Annotated in this window: 13 protein-coding genes; 8 read left to right on the top strand and 5 right to left on the bottom strand. The window is 72.1% G+C overall.

The features are described 5' to 3' along the window. Window positions 1-88: 88 nt before the first annotated feature. The 3 genes from metH to AC3ANM_RS01150 all read left to right on the top strand — a co-directional run bounded on the left by metH (window position 89) and on the right by AC3ANM_RS01150 (window position 5,861). Window positions 89-3,643 carry a methionine synthase gene (gene metH, locus AC3ANM_RS01140; RefSeq protein WP_488286307.1) on the top strand — a complete coding sequence of 1,185 codons (3,555 nt, stop codon included), beginning with the start codon at window positions 89-91 and terminating at the stop codon, window positions 3,641-3,643. Beyond that, entirely contained in the window at window positions 3,640-4,323 is a 684-nt protein-coding gene (locus AC3ANM_RS01145; RefSeq protein WP_488286308.1) for an HAD family hydrolase, read from the top strand. The genes metH and AC3ANM_RS01145 overlap by 4 nt, the downstream gene beginning before the upstream one ends. A gap of 236 nt (window positions 4,324-4,559) precedes the next feature. Then, entirely contained in the window at window positions 4,560-5,861 is a 1,302-nt protein-coding gene (locus AC3ANM_RS01150; protein ID WP_488286309.1) for an HNH endonuclease signature motif containing protein, read from the top strand. A gap of 364 nt (window positions 5,862-6,225) precedes the next feature. On the opposite strand, the gene AC3ANM_RS01155 is transcribed toward AC3ANM_RS01150, so the two are convergent. Further along, complete coding sequence (locus tag AC3ANM_RS01155) at window positions 6,226-7,164, bottom strand: tyrosine-type recombinase/integrase (RefSeq protein ID WP_488286310.1); 939 nt, start codon at window positions 7,162-7,164, stop codon at window positions 6,226-6,228. Between the two features lie 294 nt (window positions 7,165-7,458). Beyond that, window positions 7,459-8,304 carry a RecB family exonuclease gene (locus tag AC3ANM_RS01160; protein ID WP_488286311.1) on the bottom strand — a complete coding sequence of 282 codons (846 nt, stop codon included), beginning with the start codon at window positions 8,302-8,304 and terminating at the stop codon, window positions 7,459-7,461. 174 nt (window positions 8,305-8,478) lie between these two features. On the opposite strand from AC3ANM_RS01160, the gene AC3ANM_RS01165 reads away from it, so the two are divergent. From AC3ANM_RS01165 to arc, 3 genes are all read left to right on the top strand, one after another. Continuing rightward, window positions 8,479-9,648 carry a site-2 protease family protein gene (locus tag AC3ANM_RS01165; protein WP_488286312.1) on the top strand — a complete coding sequence of 390 codons (1,170 nt, stop codon included), beginning with the start codon at window positions 8,479-8,481 and terminating at the stop codon, window positions 9,646-9,648. Between the two features lie 11 nt (window positions 9,649-9,659). Further along, a complete protein-coding gene (locus tag AC3ANM_RS01170) occupies window positions 9,660-10,661 on the top strand; it encodes a tRNA (adenine-N1)-methyltransferase (protein WP_488286313.1) in 1,002 nt (333 codons plus the stop codon). Window positions 10,662-10,734: 73 nt separating this feature from the next. Beyond that, window positions 10,735-12,519, top strand: a complete 1,785-nt coding sequence (arc, locus tag AC3ANM_RS01175) for a proteasome ATPase (RefSeq protein WP_488286314.1) — start codon at window positions 10,735-10,737, stop codon at window positions 12,517-12,519. Here arc and AC3ANM_RS01180 read toward each other — a convergent pair. From AC3ANM_RS01180 to AC3ANM_RS01190, 3 genes are read right to left on the bottom strand one after another with little or no spacing between them, the layout of a single operon-like run. Continuing rightward, window positions 12,516-13,112, bottom strand: coding sequence for a GNAT family N-acetyltransferase (locus AC3ANM_RS01180; protein WP_488286315.1), 597 nt, complete (start codon window positions 13,110-13,112; stop codon window positions 12,516-12,518). The two genes, arc and AC3ANM_RS01180, sit on opposite strands and share 4 nt — an antisense overlap. Window positions 13,113-13,146: 34 nt before the next feature. Beyond that, entirely contained in the window at window positions 13,147-13,527 is a 381-nt protein-coding gene (locus AC3ANM_RS01185) for a DUF3054 domain-containing protein (RefSeq protein ID WP_488286316.1), read from the bottom strand. After that, window positions 13,524-14,048, bottom strand: coding sequence for an NUDIX hydrolase (locus AC3ANM_RS01190; protein ID WP_488286317.1), 525 nt, complete (start codon window positions 14,046-14,048; stop codon window positions 13,524-13,526). The genes AC3ANM_RS01185 and AC3ANM_RS01190 overlap by 4 nt, the downstream gene beginning before the upstream one ends. Window positions 14,049-14,150: 102 nt before the next feature. Here AC3ANM_RS01190 and AC3ANM_RS01195 point away from each other — a divergent pair, with 102 nt between their 5' ends. Both AC3ANM_RS01195 and AC3ANM_RS01200 read left to right on the top strand, forming a co-directional pair. Continuing rightward, window positions 14,151-16,292 carry an MFS transporter gene (locus tag AC3ANM_RS01195; RefSeq protein WP_488286318.1) on the top strand — a complete coding sequence of 714 codons (2,142 nt, stop codon included), beginning with the start codon at window positions 14,151-14,153 and terminating at the stop codon, window positions 16,290-16,292. Further along, window positions 16,289-16,843, top strand: a complete 555-nt coding sequence (locus tag AC3ANM_RS01200; RefSeq protein WP_488286319.1) for a TetR/AcrR family transcriptional regulator — start codon at window positions 16,289-16,291, stop codon at window positions 16,841-16,843. The genes AC3ANM_RS01195 and AC3ANM_RS01200 overlap by 4 nt, the downstream gene beginning before the upstream one ends. The last annotated feature ends 2 nt before the right edge of the window (window positions 16,844-16,845 follow it).

Consider the following 16,845-nt stretch of genomic DNA (forward strand, 5'->3'; position numbering starts at 1 on the left):
CTGACCAGACTACGGAATGCTCAGGCGGCCGGCAGGCGCCCCGCCGATAGACTCAGGGCCGGTTCCCCGAGTGCGAAGGTCCATCACATTGAGCAGCCGCTCCGACCTCTTCCGCCAGGCCCTCTCCGAGCGCGTCCTCGTCGCCGACGGCGCCATGGGCACCATGCTCCAGGCCGCAGACCCCAGCCTCGATGACTTCGAGGGCCACGAGGGCTGCAACGAGGTCCTCAACGTCACCCGTCCCGACATCGTGCGCAGCGTCCACGACGCCTACCTCGCCGTCGGCGTCGACGCCGTGGAGACCAACACCTTCGGCGCCAACCTCGGCAACCTGGGCGAGTACGACATCCAGGACCGGATCTACGAGCTGGCCGAGGCCGGCGCGCGGATCGCGGCCGAAGCCGCAGCCGCGTGGTCCACCCCGGAGCAGCCGCGGTTCGCCATCGGGTCGGTCGGCCCGGGCACCAAGCTCCCCTCCCTGGGGCACGTCCCCTTCGCGACGCTGCGCGATGCGTATGCCGAGCAGGCGCGCGGGCTCATCGACGGCGGTGCCGACGTCATCCTCATCGAGACCAGCCAGGACCTGCTGCAGGCCAAGGCCGCCGTGATCGGCGCCAAGCGGGCGCTGGCGGCGGTCGGCGAGACCCTGCCGGTGATCGTCCAGGTGACCGTCGAGACGACCGGCACCATGCTCATGGGCTCGGAGATCGGTGCGGCCCTGACCGCCCTGGAGCCGTTGGGGATCGACGCGATCGGCCTCAACTGCGCCACCGGCCCGGCCGAGATGAGCGAGCACCTGCGGCACCTGTCGCGGCACGCCCGGATCCCCGTCACCTGCATGCCCAACGCGGGCCTGCCGATGCTGACCAAGGAGGGCGCGGCATACCCGCTCACCCCCCAGGAGCTGGCGCAGGCGCACGAGCAGTTCACCCGGGAGTTCGGCCTGGCCCTGGTCGGCGGCTGCTGCGGCACGACGCCGGCCCATCTGGAGCAGGTCGTCAAGGCGGTCGGCGGGCAGCCGGTGGCGCCGCGCCGGCCGCGTCCGGAGGCGGGCGTGGCCTCGCTCTACCAGGCGGTGCCGTTCCGTCAGGACGCGTCGTTCCTGTCCATCGGTGAGCGAACGAACGCCAATGGTTCCAAGGCTTTCCGCGAGGCGATGCTCGACCAGCGCTGGGACGAGTGCGTCGAGATCGCGCGCGACCAGACCCGCGACGGCGCCCACCTGCTCGACGTCTGCGTGGACTACGTGGGACGTGACGGCGTCGGCGACATGCGAGAGGTCGTCCAGCGGCTGGCCACCTCCTCGACCCTGCCGCTGGTGCTGGACTCCACCGAGCCCGCGGTGATCGAGGCCGGGCTGGAGCTGCTCGGCGGCCGGGCCGTCGTCAACTCGGTCAACTTCGAGGACGGTGAGGGCCCGGACTCCCGTTTCCGCCGGATCATGCCGGTCGTCCAGGAGCACGGCGCTGCCGTCGTCGCGCTGACCATCGACGAGGACGGCCAGGCGCGCACCCGCGAGCACAAGGTGGCCGTGGCGACCCGCCTGATCGAGTCCCTGACGGGGGAGTGGGGGATGCAGGTCAGCGACATCGTCGTCGACACGCTGACCTTCCCGATCGCCACGGGGCAGGAGGAGACGCGGCGCGACGCGATCGAGACGATCGAGGCGATCCGCGAGATCAAGCGGCGCTACCCCGAGGTGCAGACCACGCTGGGCGTGTCCAACGTGTCCTTCGGTCTCAAGCCCGCTGCGCGCGTGGTGCTCAACTCGGTCTTCCTTCACGAGTGCGTCAAGGCCGGGCTCGACTCGGCGATCGTGCACGCCGCCAAGATCATCCCGGTGGCGCGTATCCCCGAGGACCAGCGCGAGGTCGCCCTCGACCTGGTGCACGACCGGCGCCGCTGGGCAGGGGAGCCGGGGGAGAGCGAGCTGCTCTACGACCCCCTGGCCCGGTTGCTGGAGCTGTTCGAGGGCGTGGACTCGGCTTCACTCAAGGCTTCCCGCGCCGACGCGCTCGCGTCCCTCCCGCTGGAGAAGCGGCTCGAGCAGCGCATCGTCGACGGTGAGCGGCAGGGCTTGGAGGTCGACCTCAAGGACGCGCTGGACAAGGGGCACAGCGCCCTGGACGTCATCAACGACAACCTGCTTGCCGGCATGCGGACCGTCGGTGAGCTCTTCGGCAAGGGCGAGATGCAGCTCCCGTTCGTGCTGCAGTCCGCCGAGGTCATGAAGGCGGCCGTGGCGTTCCTCGAGCCGCACATCGAGGGCTCGGCCGACGGCGGCGGGCGCGAGGCCAAGGCGCGCATCGTCCTGGCCACCGTCAAGGGCGACGTCCACGACATCGGCAAGAACCTCGTCGACATCATCCTGAGCAACAACGGCTTCGACGTGGTCAACATCGGCATCAAGCAGCCGGTCTCGGAGATCATCCGCGCGGCAGAGGAGCACGACGCCGACGCCATCGGCATGAGCGGCCTGCTCGTGAAGTCGACCGTCGTCATGAAGGAGAACCTCGAGGAGCTCAACTCCCGCGGCCTGGCCGCGCGCTGGCCGGTCCTGCTCGGCGGTGCCGCCCTGACCCGTGCCTACGTCGAGAACGACCTCGCGGAGGTCTACGAGGGCCAGGTGCGCTACGCCCGTGACGCCTTCGAGGGACTGCGGCTCATGGACGCCGTCGCGGCGGCCAAGACCAACCCGTCCCTGTCGGTCGAGGACGCGCTCCCGGAGCTGCGCAAGCGCCGGGTCCGCCAGGTGGCGGCCCCCGAGACCGATGACGGCGCGCTGTCGGACACGACGCGCTCGGACGTGGCGACGGACAACTCCGTGCCCACCCCGCCGTTCTGGGGGACCCGGGTGGTGAAGGGGATCGCGCTCGCCGACTACGCGGCATACCTCGACGAGCGGGCGACCTTCCTCGGCCAGTGGGGGCTGAAGGGCTCGCGAGGTGAGGGCGGCCAGTCGTATGACGAGCTGGTCGAGACCGAGGGCCGGCCGCGGCTGCGCATGTGGCTGGACCGGATCAAGACCGACAACCTGCTCGAGGCAGCGGTCGTCTACGGCTACTTCCCCTGCTACAGCGAAGGCAACGACGTCGTCGTGCTGCACCACGAGGGGGAGCTCGAGGGGCAGGAGCGGGCGCGGTTCTCCTTCCCCCGGCAGCGTCGTGACCGGCGGCTGTGCCTGGCCGACTTCTTCAGGTCGCGGGAGGCCTACGAGGCCGACGGGAAGCCGGACGTCATCGCGTTCCACCTCGTGACGATGGGCGCGCGCGTGGCCGAGGCGACGGCAGACCTGTTCTCGCGCAACGCCTACCGCGACTACCTCGAGCTGCACGGCCTGTCCGTGCAGCTGACCGAGGCGCTCGCGGAGATGTGGCACGCACGGGTGCGCGAGGAGCTCGGCTTCGGCACCGAGGACGACCCGGACCTCGGCGGCATCCTGCGCCAGGCCTACCGTGGGTCGCGCTACTCCTTCGGCTACCCGGCCTGCCCGGACCTCGAGGACCGGGCCGTGCTCGTGGAGCTGCTCGACCCCTCGCGGATCGGGGTGAGCCTGTCCGAGGAGCTGCAGCTGCACCCCGAGCAGTCCACCGACGCGCTCGTCGTCCACCACCCGGAAGCCAAGTACTTCAACGCGACATGACCAGTCCTGCCTCACCCACCGCGCCCCTGCCCCACCTGCCCGCCGCCGTCCTCTGGGACATGGACGGCACCCTCGTCGACACCGAGCCGTACTGGATCGCCGAGGAGCACGCCCTCGTCGAGGCCCACGGGGGAGTGTGGACCGACGAGCACGCCCACCAGCTCGTCGGGAACGACCTCATGGTGTCGGCGGAGTACATCCGCGCGCACTCGCCGATCTCGTTGTCCCCGTTGGAGATCATCGAGGAGCTGCTTGCGGGGGTGGTGCGCCGGGTCAAGGAGCACGTCCCGTGGCGCCCGGGCGCTCGCGAGCTGCTGCACGGCCTGGTCGAGCACGGCGTGCCGTGTGCCCTCGTGACGATGTCGTGGCGGTCGCTGGCCGACGAGTTCGTCGCCTCGGTGCCCCCGGGGACGTTCTCCGCGGTCATCACCGGTGACGAGGTCGCCCACGGCAAGCCGCACCCCGAGCCGTACCGTGCCGCCGCCCGGGCGCTGGGCGTCCCGCTCGAGGCGAGCATCGCCATCGAGGACTCGCCGACGGGCGTAGCCTCGGCGGTGGCGGCGGGTGCCCGCACGATCGCGGTGCCCCACGTGGTCCCGGTGCCGGTGCATCGGGGGGCGGTCCAGGTGCCGTCGCTGCGCGGGCTGACCCCGACGGACCTCACCCGCCTCTTCCTCTGACGCGCCCGGGGGCTCGTTGTCGCCCCCCGTGAAGGCTCTTCTCCCAAATCGAGGAGGAGTTCTGCACGCGCGTTCAGTGCAGACCGAGCAGTTCTGCACGCGCGCTCGTCTGGCCGATCCGAAGACCCGGATCGGCCAGGCAGCATCCGTGCAGCCCTGTCGGTGGTCGAATGTATGTTCGAATCATGCATCAGGGGGATCGTCGTCAGGGGGCCGCGGTCAGCGGGTCCGGCGGCATGCCTTCTACCGATGGCGAGCTTGCGGCCGGGGGTGTGCCCGCCGACGGAGGGCCTTCGACGAGCGGGGACCGGGCGTCGTTCGCGGAGCGGTTCGCCGCGGTGGGAGCCGCGGTGCGCGCGCTGACCGGGCTGGTCGAGGTGGTCCATGAGTGCCAGGGGTCGGATCTGGGGCCGGCGATGGGCGGGCTGGATGAGCTGCGGCGCCTGGTCGAGGCGGCGCAGGTGACGGTGTTGGGTGAGGCGGTGGAGCGCGGTGAGGTGACCGCGACGCATGCCTCGGCGTCGGCGTGGGTGTTGGAGTGGGCTCCGTCGTATCGGTGTGGTGGGGTCAAGGACCTGGTCACCGTGGCCACGGTGTGCACGGGGCGGCCGGTGCGGGCGGGGATGGTCGTCGACCACGGGAGCGTGCAGCGGCTGCGCTCGTGCGTGCTGTCCGGGCGGGTCGGGGTGCGTGGCGCCGCGGTCGCTCTGGCCGAGATGCACAAGCTGGCGCCGCGGTTGACCCCGGCGGCGGTGCCCACGGTGTGGGAGGGCTTCCTGACGTTGGCGGCCTCCGAAGGCCCGTCGGGGGTGCGGGGGTTGCGGGAGCGGCTCATCGCCGAGCACGGCCGGGAGGGGGAGTTCCAGGTGCGTCAGGACCGGCTCAAGCACGGCGTCTCCCTGTCCCAGCCCCGCAGCGACGACGGGATGGTGGAGTACCTGCTGCGCCTGGACCCCGAGGGCGCGAGCGTGCTGGAGGCGGCGATCGGGCCGCTGTCCGCCCCGCAACCGGCTGAGGGCGTCTCGGACCTGCGCAGCAGTGATCAGCGGCGCGGTGACGCGCTGGTCCAGGTGTGCCGGCGGTCGGCGGCGGCGGGGGAGGAGGTCTCGGCCCAGCCCAAGGCCATGGTCTACGTGACGATGGACCATGAGAAGCTTCGGGACTCCTGCGGGGCCGGGACCGTGCTCGGGAACGGGACCCTGCTGGCCCCGGAGACGGTCCGGCGGATCGCCTGCGACGCCGGGATCCTCCCGGTCGTCCTCGGCACCGACGGGGAGATCCTGGACCTGGGAAGGACCCGGCGGCTCTTCACCCCCGCGCAGCTGAGGTACCTGTGGCTGCGCGACCAAGGGTGCACGATCCCGGGGTGCACGGTCCCGCCGTGGTGGTGCGACGGGCACCACGTCATCCACTGGGTCGACGGCGGGCCCACCGACCGGCGCAACGCCGCCCTGCTCTGCGGGCGGCACCACACGATCGTGCACCAGCGAGGGTTGACCGCCACGGTCACCGACGCCGGGGTCACCTGGCACTTGTGAGGTCCCCGCCCCGCACCCGGCCGGCAACGACCGGGTCAGTGGCATGGGCCAAGCAGGGTGCTGGCAGGTCCGCGGTCCCACCGCGCCTCAACGGTGTTACTGGCAGGCCCGGGTACTTCTGCAGCCTGGACCGGTGGGGTGAGCGGTCGGGCGTCGACGGCCGGCCCGCCGCAGCGTCACACCGCGCCCCTCACCATTGTCACCGTTCCAGGTCGCCTGTTCCGGATAACGGGCCCAAGCCTGCGCAGCACCCTCGCAAGGATTGCCAGGGCCGTGCGCCGGCAGAGGCCACGGACGAGGTGATGACGCGCTTCTGGTCGGCTCACGCTCTGACAGACGGACTCACCCGCTCACCGGCAAGCCGTCAGGACGTCTCCGGACCAGCCTCCGGGACGGGCACGCCGCGGCGCAGCTGCTCGAGTCGCGAGGGGAGCGGAGTCCACCCGGGGGTCCCGGCCAGGTCGGTGTTGAGCTCGTTCACGGCGCGCTCATAGGCCCGGCGCAGCCCTCGAGGCTGCAAGGGCATCCCCGCCGGCCGGGGGAGGGAGGTGCCGTCGGGCCGGTCGACGTGGTTGCCCCTGACGGAGACCCACAGCGTGTTCACCGTTGCGCCCTCGAGGCGGCTGACGATCTCGTGGCGCTCGTCCAGCCAGCGGCGCATGGCCACCCTCGTGGCACCGGACAGCGGCAACCGCTCGGGAGTGGGCTCGCTGACCCGGCGTGCCTGCGGCCTCCGGTCGAAGCGGAGGGTGGACAGGTCGGGCGCGAGGTCGTCGACGCGCATGGTGCACAGCTCGCCGGCACGGGCACCGGTGTCCAGGACCACGCCCATCATCGCCAGCAGGCGGACTCGTCCCTGAGCGCTCCAGGGACGGGATGCCAGTGTCTCCAGGCGGTCCCACATCGTGCGCTGCTGCGGCGTGGCGACGGGCTCCCGCAGGCCGGGGAAGGCAGGTCGGGTCACCGCCGGCATGGGGGTTCCCAGCTCAGCAGCCAGCAGCCCCAGGCAGTCGAGCCGCACGCGTTCGGAAGCGGGGGAGGGGGCAGTGTTGCGGTACGGCGCGATCCGCAGCTCGCCGTCCCTGGCCAGAGTCAGGTACTGGTCCAGGGCCGCCGCCGTGAACAGCGAGGGGACATCGGGCTGGAGCTCTCCGAGGGCCGGGTGCTCCAGGGCGCGCCGGAGCTCGCCCACCACCCAGCGGACCTGACGGGCACGGGAGGCGCTGGTGCTGTCCCGCTCGCAGACCCGGTCGGCAGCGGCATCGACACGGGCCAGGAGCGATGCAGGAGTGGGTGATTCCATGCCCCAACCATAGTTCAAGATAACGGGCCCGAGCGTGACCAACACGCCCCGCGTGGAAGACCAGATACACAACGTGACATGCCCTGAGGAGGGGGCCGCCGCCTCGGCGCAACCACCGTGGCAATGGGCTGCTCGAGCTGACATGCGCCGGTCGCGGCCACCTCGACGGGCAGACCGGGAGCGCAGCCGGACCTCGCAGCTCGAGCGTCGGGACCGGGACGACCAGAGGCCGGGGCCACTCGACGCAGCTCGGGGTCACCCGGTGGTCATTCCTGTGCGGTCATTCCTGAGCGGTCACTCCTCGGTCGGGCTGACCGCCGCCGAGGACCGCGGGTCGAGGGCGAGCACGGTTGCGCCCTCGGGCAGCGGCGGGGGAGTGCCACCCCACGCCGGGCAGAGCTGACGGTGGTCGCACCAGTCACACAGTCGGGAGGTGTTCGGGCGCCAGTCACCGCTCGTCGCCGCACGCTCGATCGCCTGCCACAGGGCCTTGAGCTTGCGCTCGGTCGCCAGCAGGTCGGTCTCGTCCGGTGCGTAGCGCACGATCTCTGAGTTGCCCAGGTAGACCAGCTGCAGCATGCGAGGCACCTCGCCGCGCAGCCGCCACAGCACCAGGGCGTAGAACTTCATCTGGAACAGCGCCTTGGCCTCGAACAGCTCCGAGGGCGAACGCCCCGTCTTGTAGTCGACCACCCGGATCTCGCCGGTCGGTGCCACGTCGAGCCGGTCGACGTAGCCGCGCAGGGTCAGGCCGTCGAGGTCGGTCTCGACGTAGAGCTCACGCTCGGCCGGCTCCAGCCGTGTCGGGTCCTCGAGGGTGAACCACCGCTCGATCAGCGCCACCGACTCCTCGAACCAGGTCTTCAGCGCGCCCGGCTCGCCGTCGTCGACCAGCGTCGCCAGCTCTGGCTCGGCCTCGACGAGGGCCTGCCACTGCGGCTCGACCATGGCGGCCGCGGCCTGCAGCGTCCGCTCGGCCGCGGGCAGGTCGAACAGCCGCTCCAGCACCGAGTGCACCAGGGTGCCGCGAGCGGCGGCCGGGCTCGGCGGCTCGGGCAGCTTGTCGATCACCCGGAACCGGTAGAGCAACGGGCACTGCATGAAGTCCGAGGCTCGGCTCGGGGACAACGCGGCAACCATGCGGTGCACTGTATGGCGCGGCGCCGACATCGCTGGGCTCGGCTCCACGAGGGCGAGAGAACGGGCCGGCGTCGGCGCGCCGGAGGCCGGTCCGGCGACACGGGGTGGGGACCGACAGCCTGGGCACAGCCGGCACTCAGGGTCCGGCGGCCTCCGGTGACGTAGGGTCACTTCATGTCCACCCCCGGTGCCCCGGCCCAGGCTCAGCGGGCACCCGGGCTGCGCATCGCGACCCTGGCCGGCGTGCCCGTCTACATCGGCCGCACCTGGCCGGTCATCGCCCTGGTGATCCTCGTCCTCTACGGCCCGACGATCCAGAGCTCGCGCCCCGACCTGGGCTCAGGCGCCTACCTGGTCGCAGCGGCGTTCGCCCTGCTGCTGCTGCTGTCCGTCCTGGCGCACGAGGCCGCCCATGCCCTGGTCGCCCGCGCCTTCGGCTACCGCGTCAGCCGCGTGGTGGCCGACGTGTGGGGCGGGCACACGGCATACGAGTCGGGGGGCAACCGGCCCGGAGCCAGCGCCCTCGTCGCGGTCGTCGGCCCGGCGGCCAACGGCGTCCTCGCCGTCGTGGCCTGGCAGCTGAGCCTGCTGGTGCCCGACGGCAGCATCAGCCAGATCCTTCTTGGGGCCATGGGGTGGACCAACGGCTTCGTCGCGGTCTTCAACGTGCTGCCCGGGCTGCCCCTCGACGGCGGGTTCGTCGTCGACGCCCTGGTGTGGAAGGCAACCGGCCGGCGCGAGGCCGGCCTGACCGCCGCAGGCTGGAGCGGGCGCGTCCTGACCGTGCTCGTCGTCGTCGGGGCCCTCGTGGTCTGGCCGTTCATGCAGCACCGGCAGGTCGACCTCATCGACCTCGTCTGGACGGGCATGATCGGCGCCTTCCTGTGGTCGGGTGCGACGCAGGCCGTGCGCGCCGGACGCACCCGCGGTCGGCTCAGCCGCCTCACCGTCGACGCCGTGTGGCGGCGGGTCGCCACCCTGCCGCTGCAGGCCTCCGCGGAGGACGCCTACCGGTTGCGCACCAACGGCGACGGGGGTTCGGCCGTGGTGGTGCTCGACCCCCACGGCGCGGAGGTGGGGCTGGTCGACGACGACGCGCTGCGCGGCATACCGGAGGGGATGCGCGCGGGCACCCCCGTCTCCGCGGTGATGCGGTCCCAGCCGGCAGGCTGGGTGGCCCTGGCGGTCCCCGGTGAGCCGGTCACCACCATCGCCGAGACGATGCAGCAGCTGGGCATCGGGGCGGTGCCGGTGCGCACCAGTGCCGGGGGGCCGCTGGTGGCGATCGTCCTGGCCGAGGACCTCGAGGAAGCCCTGTCACGACGGACATCGGGGCGCACCTAGACTTTCCGGCCATGACCACCACGCCTGACGCCCCGCTCGACGGCCCCACCGGGGCCCACACCCGCAGGGGGGCGTTCGGTGTCGGTGAGCGCGTGCAGCTGACCGACCCCAAGGGGCGCCTGCACACCATCACCCTCGGGACGGGCAAGGAGTTCCACACCCACCGCGGGCGCCTGGCCCACGACGACCTCATCGGCGCGCCCGACGGCTCGGTCGTGAAGAACACCGCCGGCGTGGAGTACCTCGCGCTGCGGCCCCTGCTGTCTGACTACGTGCTGTCGATGCCGCGTGGCGCGGCGGTGGTCTACCCCAAGGACGCCGGGCAGATCGTGGCCATGGCCGACATCTTCCCCGGGGCGCGGGTCGTCGAGGCGGGTGTCGGCTCGGGCGCCCTGAGCATGTCCCTGCTGCGCGCGGTGGGCGACCAGGGCTCCCTGCACTCCTTCGAGCGGCGTGAGGACTTCGCCGACATCGCCCGTGGCAACGTCGAGGCGTTCTTCGGCGGCCCCCACCCGGCGTGGACCCTGTCCGTCGGTGACCTCGTGGAGACCATGCCCGGTGCGGTCGAGCCCGGCACCGTCGACCGGGTCGTCCTGGACATGCTGGCGCCATGGGAGTGCCTCGAGGTCGTCGCCGACGCGCTGGCCCCCGGTGGCGTGCTCATCTGCTACGTCGCCACCGCGACCCAGCTCTCCCGGGTCGCCGAGGCCGCCCGCGACCACGGCGGCTTCACCGAGCCCCAGGCCTGGGAGTCCCTCGTGCGCGGGTGGCACCTGGAGGGCCTGGCGGTCCGCCCCGAGCACCGGATGCACGGGCACACCGGCTTCCTCATCACGACGCGCCGCCTGGCCCCGGGGGTGACCCCGCCGCTGCGCAAGCGCCGACCGGCCAAGGGGGCCTACGGCGAGGCCGCCACCGAGCAGTGGGAGCCGGAGGACCTGGGCGAGCGACCCCTGTCGGAGAAGAAGATCCGTCGTGTTCGTCGTTCTGTGACTGAGACGTCCGAGACGTAGGGCCTCACGCGGGCTAGGGTCGTCCTATCGGCCGCGGACGCGGCCGGGAGTCGCCCGCGAGGAGGTTCCGACGATGTCCGACAACTCGCCGCAGCACGACGCCCCTGAGCCCCGCGAAGGCCGGGGGGAGGGTGACCGCATCGAGCGTGAGGAGCTCGAGCGGCAGCAGGCGCTGCTGGGTGACGAGGTGACGGCGCTGCGACGCAGACTGGCCGAGTCCCCGACCCGCGCCCGGGACCTGGAGAACCGCATCCTGCAGCTGCAGTCCTCCCTGGCCACGGTCTCCTCCCAGAACGAGCGCCTGGTCAAGACGCTCAAGGAGGCCCGGGAGCAGATCGTCACCCTCAAGAGCGAGGTGGACCGGCTGGCCCAGCCGCCGTCGGCGTACGGCCTGATCATCGAGTCCTACGACGACGCGACGGTCGACATCCTCACCGGTGGGCGCAAGATGCGCGTCGCCGTGTCGCCGGCGGTCGACCCGGGTGAGCTGTCGGCCGGGCGCGAGGTGATGCTCAACGAGGCGCTCAACGTCGTGGCGACGTGCGGCTTCGAGCGGGTCGGCGAGGTCGTCATGATCAAGGAGCTCCTCGGCGACGACCGCATCCTCGTGGTGGCGCACGCCGACGAGGAGCGCGTCGTGCGGATGGCCGAGAGCCTGGAGGGCGAGCCGATCCGGGTCGGCGACGCGCTCATGCTCGACACCCGCTCCAACTTCGTCTACGAGCGCATCCCCAAGGCCGAGGTCGAGGACCTGGTCCTGGAGGAGGTGCCCGACATCGACTACGAGGACATCGGTGGCCTGGCCGGGCAGATCGAGCAGATCCGCGACGCGGTCGAGCTGCCCTACCTGCACCCCGACCTGTTCAAGGAGCATGAGCTCAAGCCGCCCAAGGGCGTGCTGCTCTACGGGCCGCCCGGCTGCGGCAAGACGCTGATCGCCAAGGCGGTCGCGGCCTCCCTGGCCAAGAAGGTCGCCGAGCGCACGGGGCGCACCGAGACCAAGAGCTTCTTCCTCAACATCAAGGGCCCGGAGCTGCTGAACAAGTACGTCGGCGAGACCGAGCGGCACATCCGGCTGATCTTCCAGCGGGCCCGGGAGAAGGCCTCCGGCGGCACCCCGGTGGTGGTGTTCTTCGACGAGATGGACAGCCTGTTCCGCACCCGCGGCTCCGGTGTCTCCTCCGACGTCGAGACCACGATCGTGCCCCAGCTGCTCTCCGAGATCGACGGCGTGGAGCGCCTGGAGAACGTCATCGTCATCGGCGCCTCCAACCGCGAGGACATGATCGACCCAGCGATCCTGCGGCCCGGCCGCCTCGACGTGAAGATCAAGATCGAGCGCCCCGACGCCGAGAGCGCGCGTGACATCTTCAGCAAGTACCTCACCGCCACCCTGCCGCTGCACGAGCACGACCTGTCCGAGCACGACGGGTCCAAGCAGCGCACGGTGGACGCGATGATCGACTCGGCCGTCCAGCGGATGTACTCCGAGATCGACGAGAACCGCTTCCTGGAGGTCACCTACGCCAACGGTGACAAGGAGGTCCTGTACTTCAAGGACTTCAACTCCGGAGCGATGATCCAGAACATCGTGGACCGGGCCAAGAAGATGGCGATCAAGGACTTCCTCACCAGCGGCGCCAAGGGCATCCGCGTGGAGCACCTGCTGGCGTCCTGCGTCGATGAGTTCAAGGAGAACGAGGACCTTCCCAACACGACCAACCCCGACGACTGGGCGCGGATCTCGGGCAAGAAGGGCGAGCGGATCGTCTACATCCGCACGCTGATCACCGGCAAGGACGGCACCGAGCCGGGCCGCTCGATCGACACGGTCGCCAACACCGGCCAGTACCTCTAGGCCGGCCCCTCACCCGGCTCCACGCCAGGCTCCCCGGCAGGCTCCTCGGCACCCGGTGGCTCCAGCAGCAGCTGGTACCACCGGGTGCTGACGTAGGCGCCGAACTTGTGCCCGACCTCCTCCAGCGTGCCGACCTCCCGGAAGCCGAGGCTGCGGTGCAGGGCGTCGCTGGCCGGGTTCGGCTGGGCGACGACGGCCACGGCCAGGTGCACGCCCGCCGCCCGCATCAGCGCGAGCAGACGCGTGTAGAGCGCGGTCCCCACGCCCCGGCCGACCGCCTCCGGCGCCAGGTAGACCGAGGTCTCCCGGGTCCGGTCGTAGGCCGGGCGCGGACGGAACGACCCCGAGTAGGCGTACCCGATGACACACTCCTGACCGTCCTGCGCGACGAGCACGTGGTCGCCGGGGTGGGTGCTCTCGACCTTCGCCAGCCAGTACGCCGGCTCGGGGTCCTCGACGTCGAACGTCGCCACCGAGGTGCGCACCGCGTGCCCGTAGATCGCCGCGAGCGCCGGGAGGTCGGCCGCGAGCGCGGGACGGATCGTCACGTCCCCCGCGGGCACGGGGGCAGCGGGCACGGGGGCAGCAGGCATGGGATCAGCGGGCATGGCCTCATGGGGAGCCGGGTCAGCCACGGACCGTGCCCCAGCGGTTGAGCCACGCCGCGAGCGCGCGCCAGCCGAGCAGAAAGGCTCCCAGCACCACCGTGGCGACGACGACGAAGGACAGCGGGGTCCCCTTGTCGATGGTCTGGCGAAGCATCATCCCCACGGCGACGGCACACAGCCAGACGGGTATGCCGTGCCGCACGCTTCGGGGGAGCGTGCGGAAGGTGAGCAGCGAGACCAGCCAGCCGACCGCCATACCGGTCAGGAACGGCCAGGCCGTGACGAGCACCCCCAGGACGGCCGAGGACTCCTCGTGGCTGCGTCGCCCGAGGAAGGCGAACAGCACGACGAGCAGCACGTCCAGGGTGAGCAGCAGCAGGTCGCGGGGGACGGGCCTCATGGCCGGCCCTCCCGCGCCTCGAGCAGCCACTTGATGCCCGCGCGGCCGTCGGGGACGAACGGCCAGGCCGGGTCGCCCAGCCGGGTGAGCAGCTCCTCCCAGGGCATCCACCACCCGTCGGCGACCTCCTCGGGCTGGTGGACGACCGGGCCGTCCCAGGTCACCTCGTAGCCGAACGCCAGGTAGTGCGTGTGGTCGTCGCGGTACCAGTGGCGGAACCGGGGCACCAGGGGGACCCCGCTGATCCCGAGCTCCTCGGCCAGCTCGCGACGGGCGGCGTCCCCGGGGTCCTCCCCGGCGTCGACGCAGCCGCCGGCGAAGGCGTCGTGCATCCCGGGGAAGACGTCCTTGGTGTCGGTGCGCCGGTGGACGTAGACGGCGCCGTCGGGGCGGCGCACGAGCACCGCCGTGGCGGCGTGCGGGAGGTTCTCGGCCCGGACCCGGGAGCGGGGGGCGGACCCGGTCACCCGGCCGGTGGGGTGCTGGGGGTCGTAGAGCGCGAGGAGCTCGTCGGCGGCCATGACCGGACACTAACAAGGGGCGGGCGGGGGATTTGGGTGGGCGTGGTGAACGATGGTTCACTGGTGGTGAACAGTCGTTCACCACCACCCGGAAGGATCCCCGTGGCTGACCGCGCCCCCCGCCGCGCCGCTCCCACCCCGCTCGTCATCGCCGTCCTCAGCCTGTGCGGCACCATCGTGGCCCTCCAGCAGACGCTGGTCGTCCCCCTGCTGCCGGAGCTGCCCAAGCTGCTGCACACGACCACCGAGGACGCCTCGTGGCTGGTCACCGCCACCCTGCTCACCAGCGCGGTGGCGACCCCGATCGTGGCCCGGCTGGCGGACATGGTCGGCAAGCGGCTGATGATGATCGTCTGCCTCGTGGTGATGATCGCCGGCTCGGTCGTCGGCGCGCTCGGCACCACCTTGGGCGCCGTGGTCACCGGCCGGGCGCTGCAGGGCTTCGCGGCCGCCCTCATCCCGGTCGGCATCAGCATCATGCGCGACGAGCTGCCGCGCGAGCGGGTCGGCTCCGCCGTTGCCCTGATGAGCGCCACCCTGGGCATCGGGGCGGCGATCGGCCTGCCGCTGTCGGGGTTCATCGACGAGCACTACGACTGGCACGTGCTGTTCTGGGTCGCGGCGGCCATGGGCGCGCTGATGCTCCTGGCGGTGCCGCTGGTCATCCCGGAGTCGCCGGTGCGCAGCCGCGGCCGGTTCGACTTCGGCGGGGCGGTGCTCCTCTCGGGGGCGCTGACCTCGCTGCTGCTGGCCATCTCCAAGGGTGGTCACTGGGGCTGGACCAGTGAGCGCACGCTGGTGCTGTACGTCGCGGCCGCGGTGCTGCTGGCGGTGTGGCTCCCGGTGGAGCTGCGCGTCGCGCGTCCCCTCGTGGACGTGCGCACCTCGGCCCGTCCCGCCGTGCTGCTGACCAACCTGGCCTCGCTGCTGCTGGGCTTTGCGATGTTCGGCAACATGCTCACCACCACCCAGCTGCTGCAGATGCCCAAGGCCACCGGCTACGGCTTCGGCCTCCCGGTCATCGACGCCGGGCTGGGCATGCTCCCGGCGGGCCTGGCCATGGTCGTGCTCGCCCCGGTGTCGGCGGCGATCACCCGGCGGTTCGGCGCCAAGACGACGCTGGTGACCGGCGGGCTGATCATGGCCGGCGCCTACGTGGGCCGGGTCTTCCTCGTCGACCAGCTCTGGCAGATCATCGTGGGCGCGGCGCTGGTGTCGATGGGTACCGCCGTGGCCTACGCCGCCATGCCGACCCTGATCATGCGGGCGGTGCCGATCACCGAGACCGCCTCGGCCAACGGGCTGAACACCCTCCTGCGCGCCATCGGCACCTCCACCGCGAGCGCGACCGTGGCGGCCGTCCTGACGGGCACGGTCATGCGGCTGGGCCCGGTGACGGTGCCCTCCCTGGACGCGTTCAAGCACATCTTCTGGCTCGCCGCGATCGCGAGCCTGGCCTCGGCGGCCATCGCGCTCACCCTGCCCCGGTCCCGGTCCCGGCCCGCCACCGCGAGCGCCGAGCCTGTCGTTGGTGCAGGCGCGGGTGCGGCGGCGAGCGCGGGCGTGGGCGTGGGCGTGGCTGCGACCTCCCCGTCGCCCGTCCACGACGAGGTCAAGGGCGAGGGGCAGGAGCACGAGATGGTCGTGCGCGGGGTCGTGCACGCCGACTCCGGCCAGCCCATCCGCAGCGCGGTCGTCTCGGTCCTGCGGGTGGACGGCGAGCCGGTGGACTGGGCCCGGGTGGACCCCTCGGGGGCCTACACCGTCGCCCTGCCCGGTCCTGGACGCTACGTCGTGGTCACCAGCGCCGACGGGTGGTCCCCTCGCTCGGACGTGCTCGACCTCGTCGACGCCACGACACACCAGCACCTCGTGCTCTCCGACCGCCTGGCGCTGACCGGGACGGTGCGCCGGAGTGGCTCGGTCGTCGAGGGCGTGGTCCTCACCCTGACCAAGCCGTCGGGAGAATGGGTCGCGACGACGCGCAGCGCAGCCGTCGGCGCCTACACCCTTCCCCTGCCGGGCGCGGGCAGGTTCGTCCTCACTGCCGTGGACGCGGGCTCCGGGGATGCCACCTCCGAGCTGGTCGTGCTCTCCGGGCACTCCGACGTGCTGGACCTGGACCTGCCGGCCACCGCGTCCCCCCTGGCCGTGTCACCCGGGGCCGGCGTCGATGACGCCCCTGAGGGTGCCGCCGGCGCTGCCGACGTCGCCGAGGGCGCCTCTGCCGGGGCGTCCCGGTGAGCGAGGCGGACACCCGCCGGGTCGTCATCGCCGCGGCCCGGCGCCTGTTCGCCGAGCGGGGCTTCCGCTCGGTGACCATCCGGGACATCGCCGCGGAGGCGGGCCTGTCCCCGGCCATGGTCATGAAGGTCATCGGCAGCAAGGAGCAGCTCTTCACCGAGGCCGCCTCCTTCGAGCCCGACCCGCTGCCGGACGACCTGCCCACCGCCGAGCTGGGACGCGAGCTCGTGCGCCGGATGCTCGAGCGCCGTGACCGCGTCGCCGCCGAGCCCTTCGCCCGCGCCATCGTCCTGGCGCTTCCTGCCCCGGACCCCGAGGCGGTCAAGGCGCGCTTCGTCCAGGCCTACGTCGAGCCCCTCGCCCAGCGCCTGGGCGGCGGGGACGAGGCGCGCAGCCGGGCCGAGCTGGCCGTGTGCACGCTGCTCGGGCTGGCCGGCGGCACCCGGGTCTACGGGTTCGCCCCGCCCGGGCGGGTCGACCCGGACGTGCTCGTCGAGCGGTATGGCGGGCTGGTCCAGTCGCTGCTCGACACCCCCCTCTCCGGCGGCTGACC

The sequence above is a fragment of the Oryzihumus sp. JJN4-3R genome, assembly GCF_057747915.1.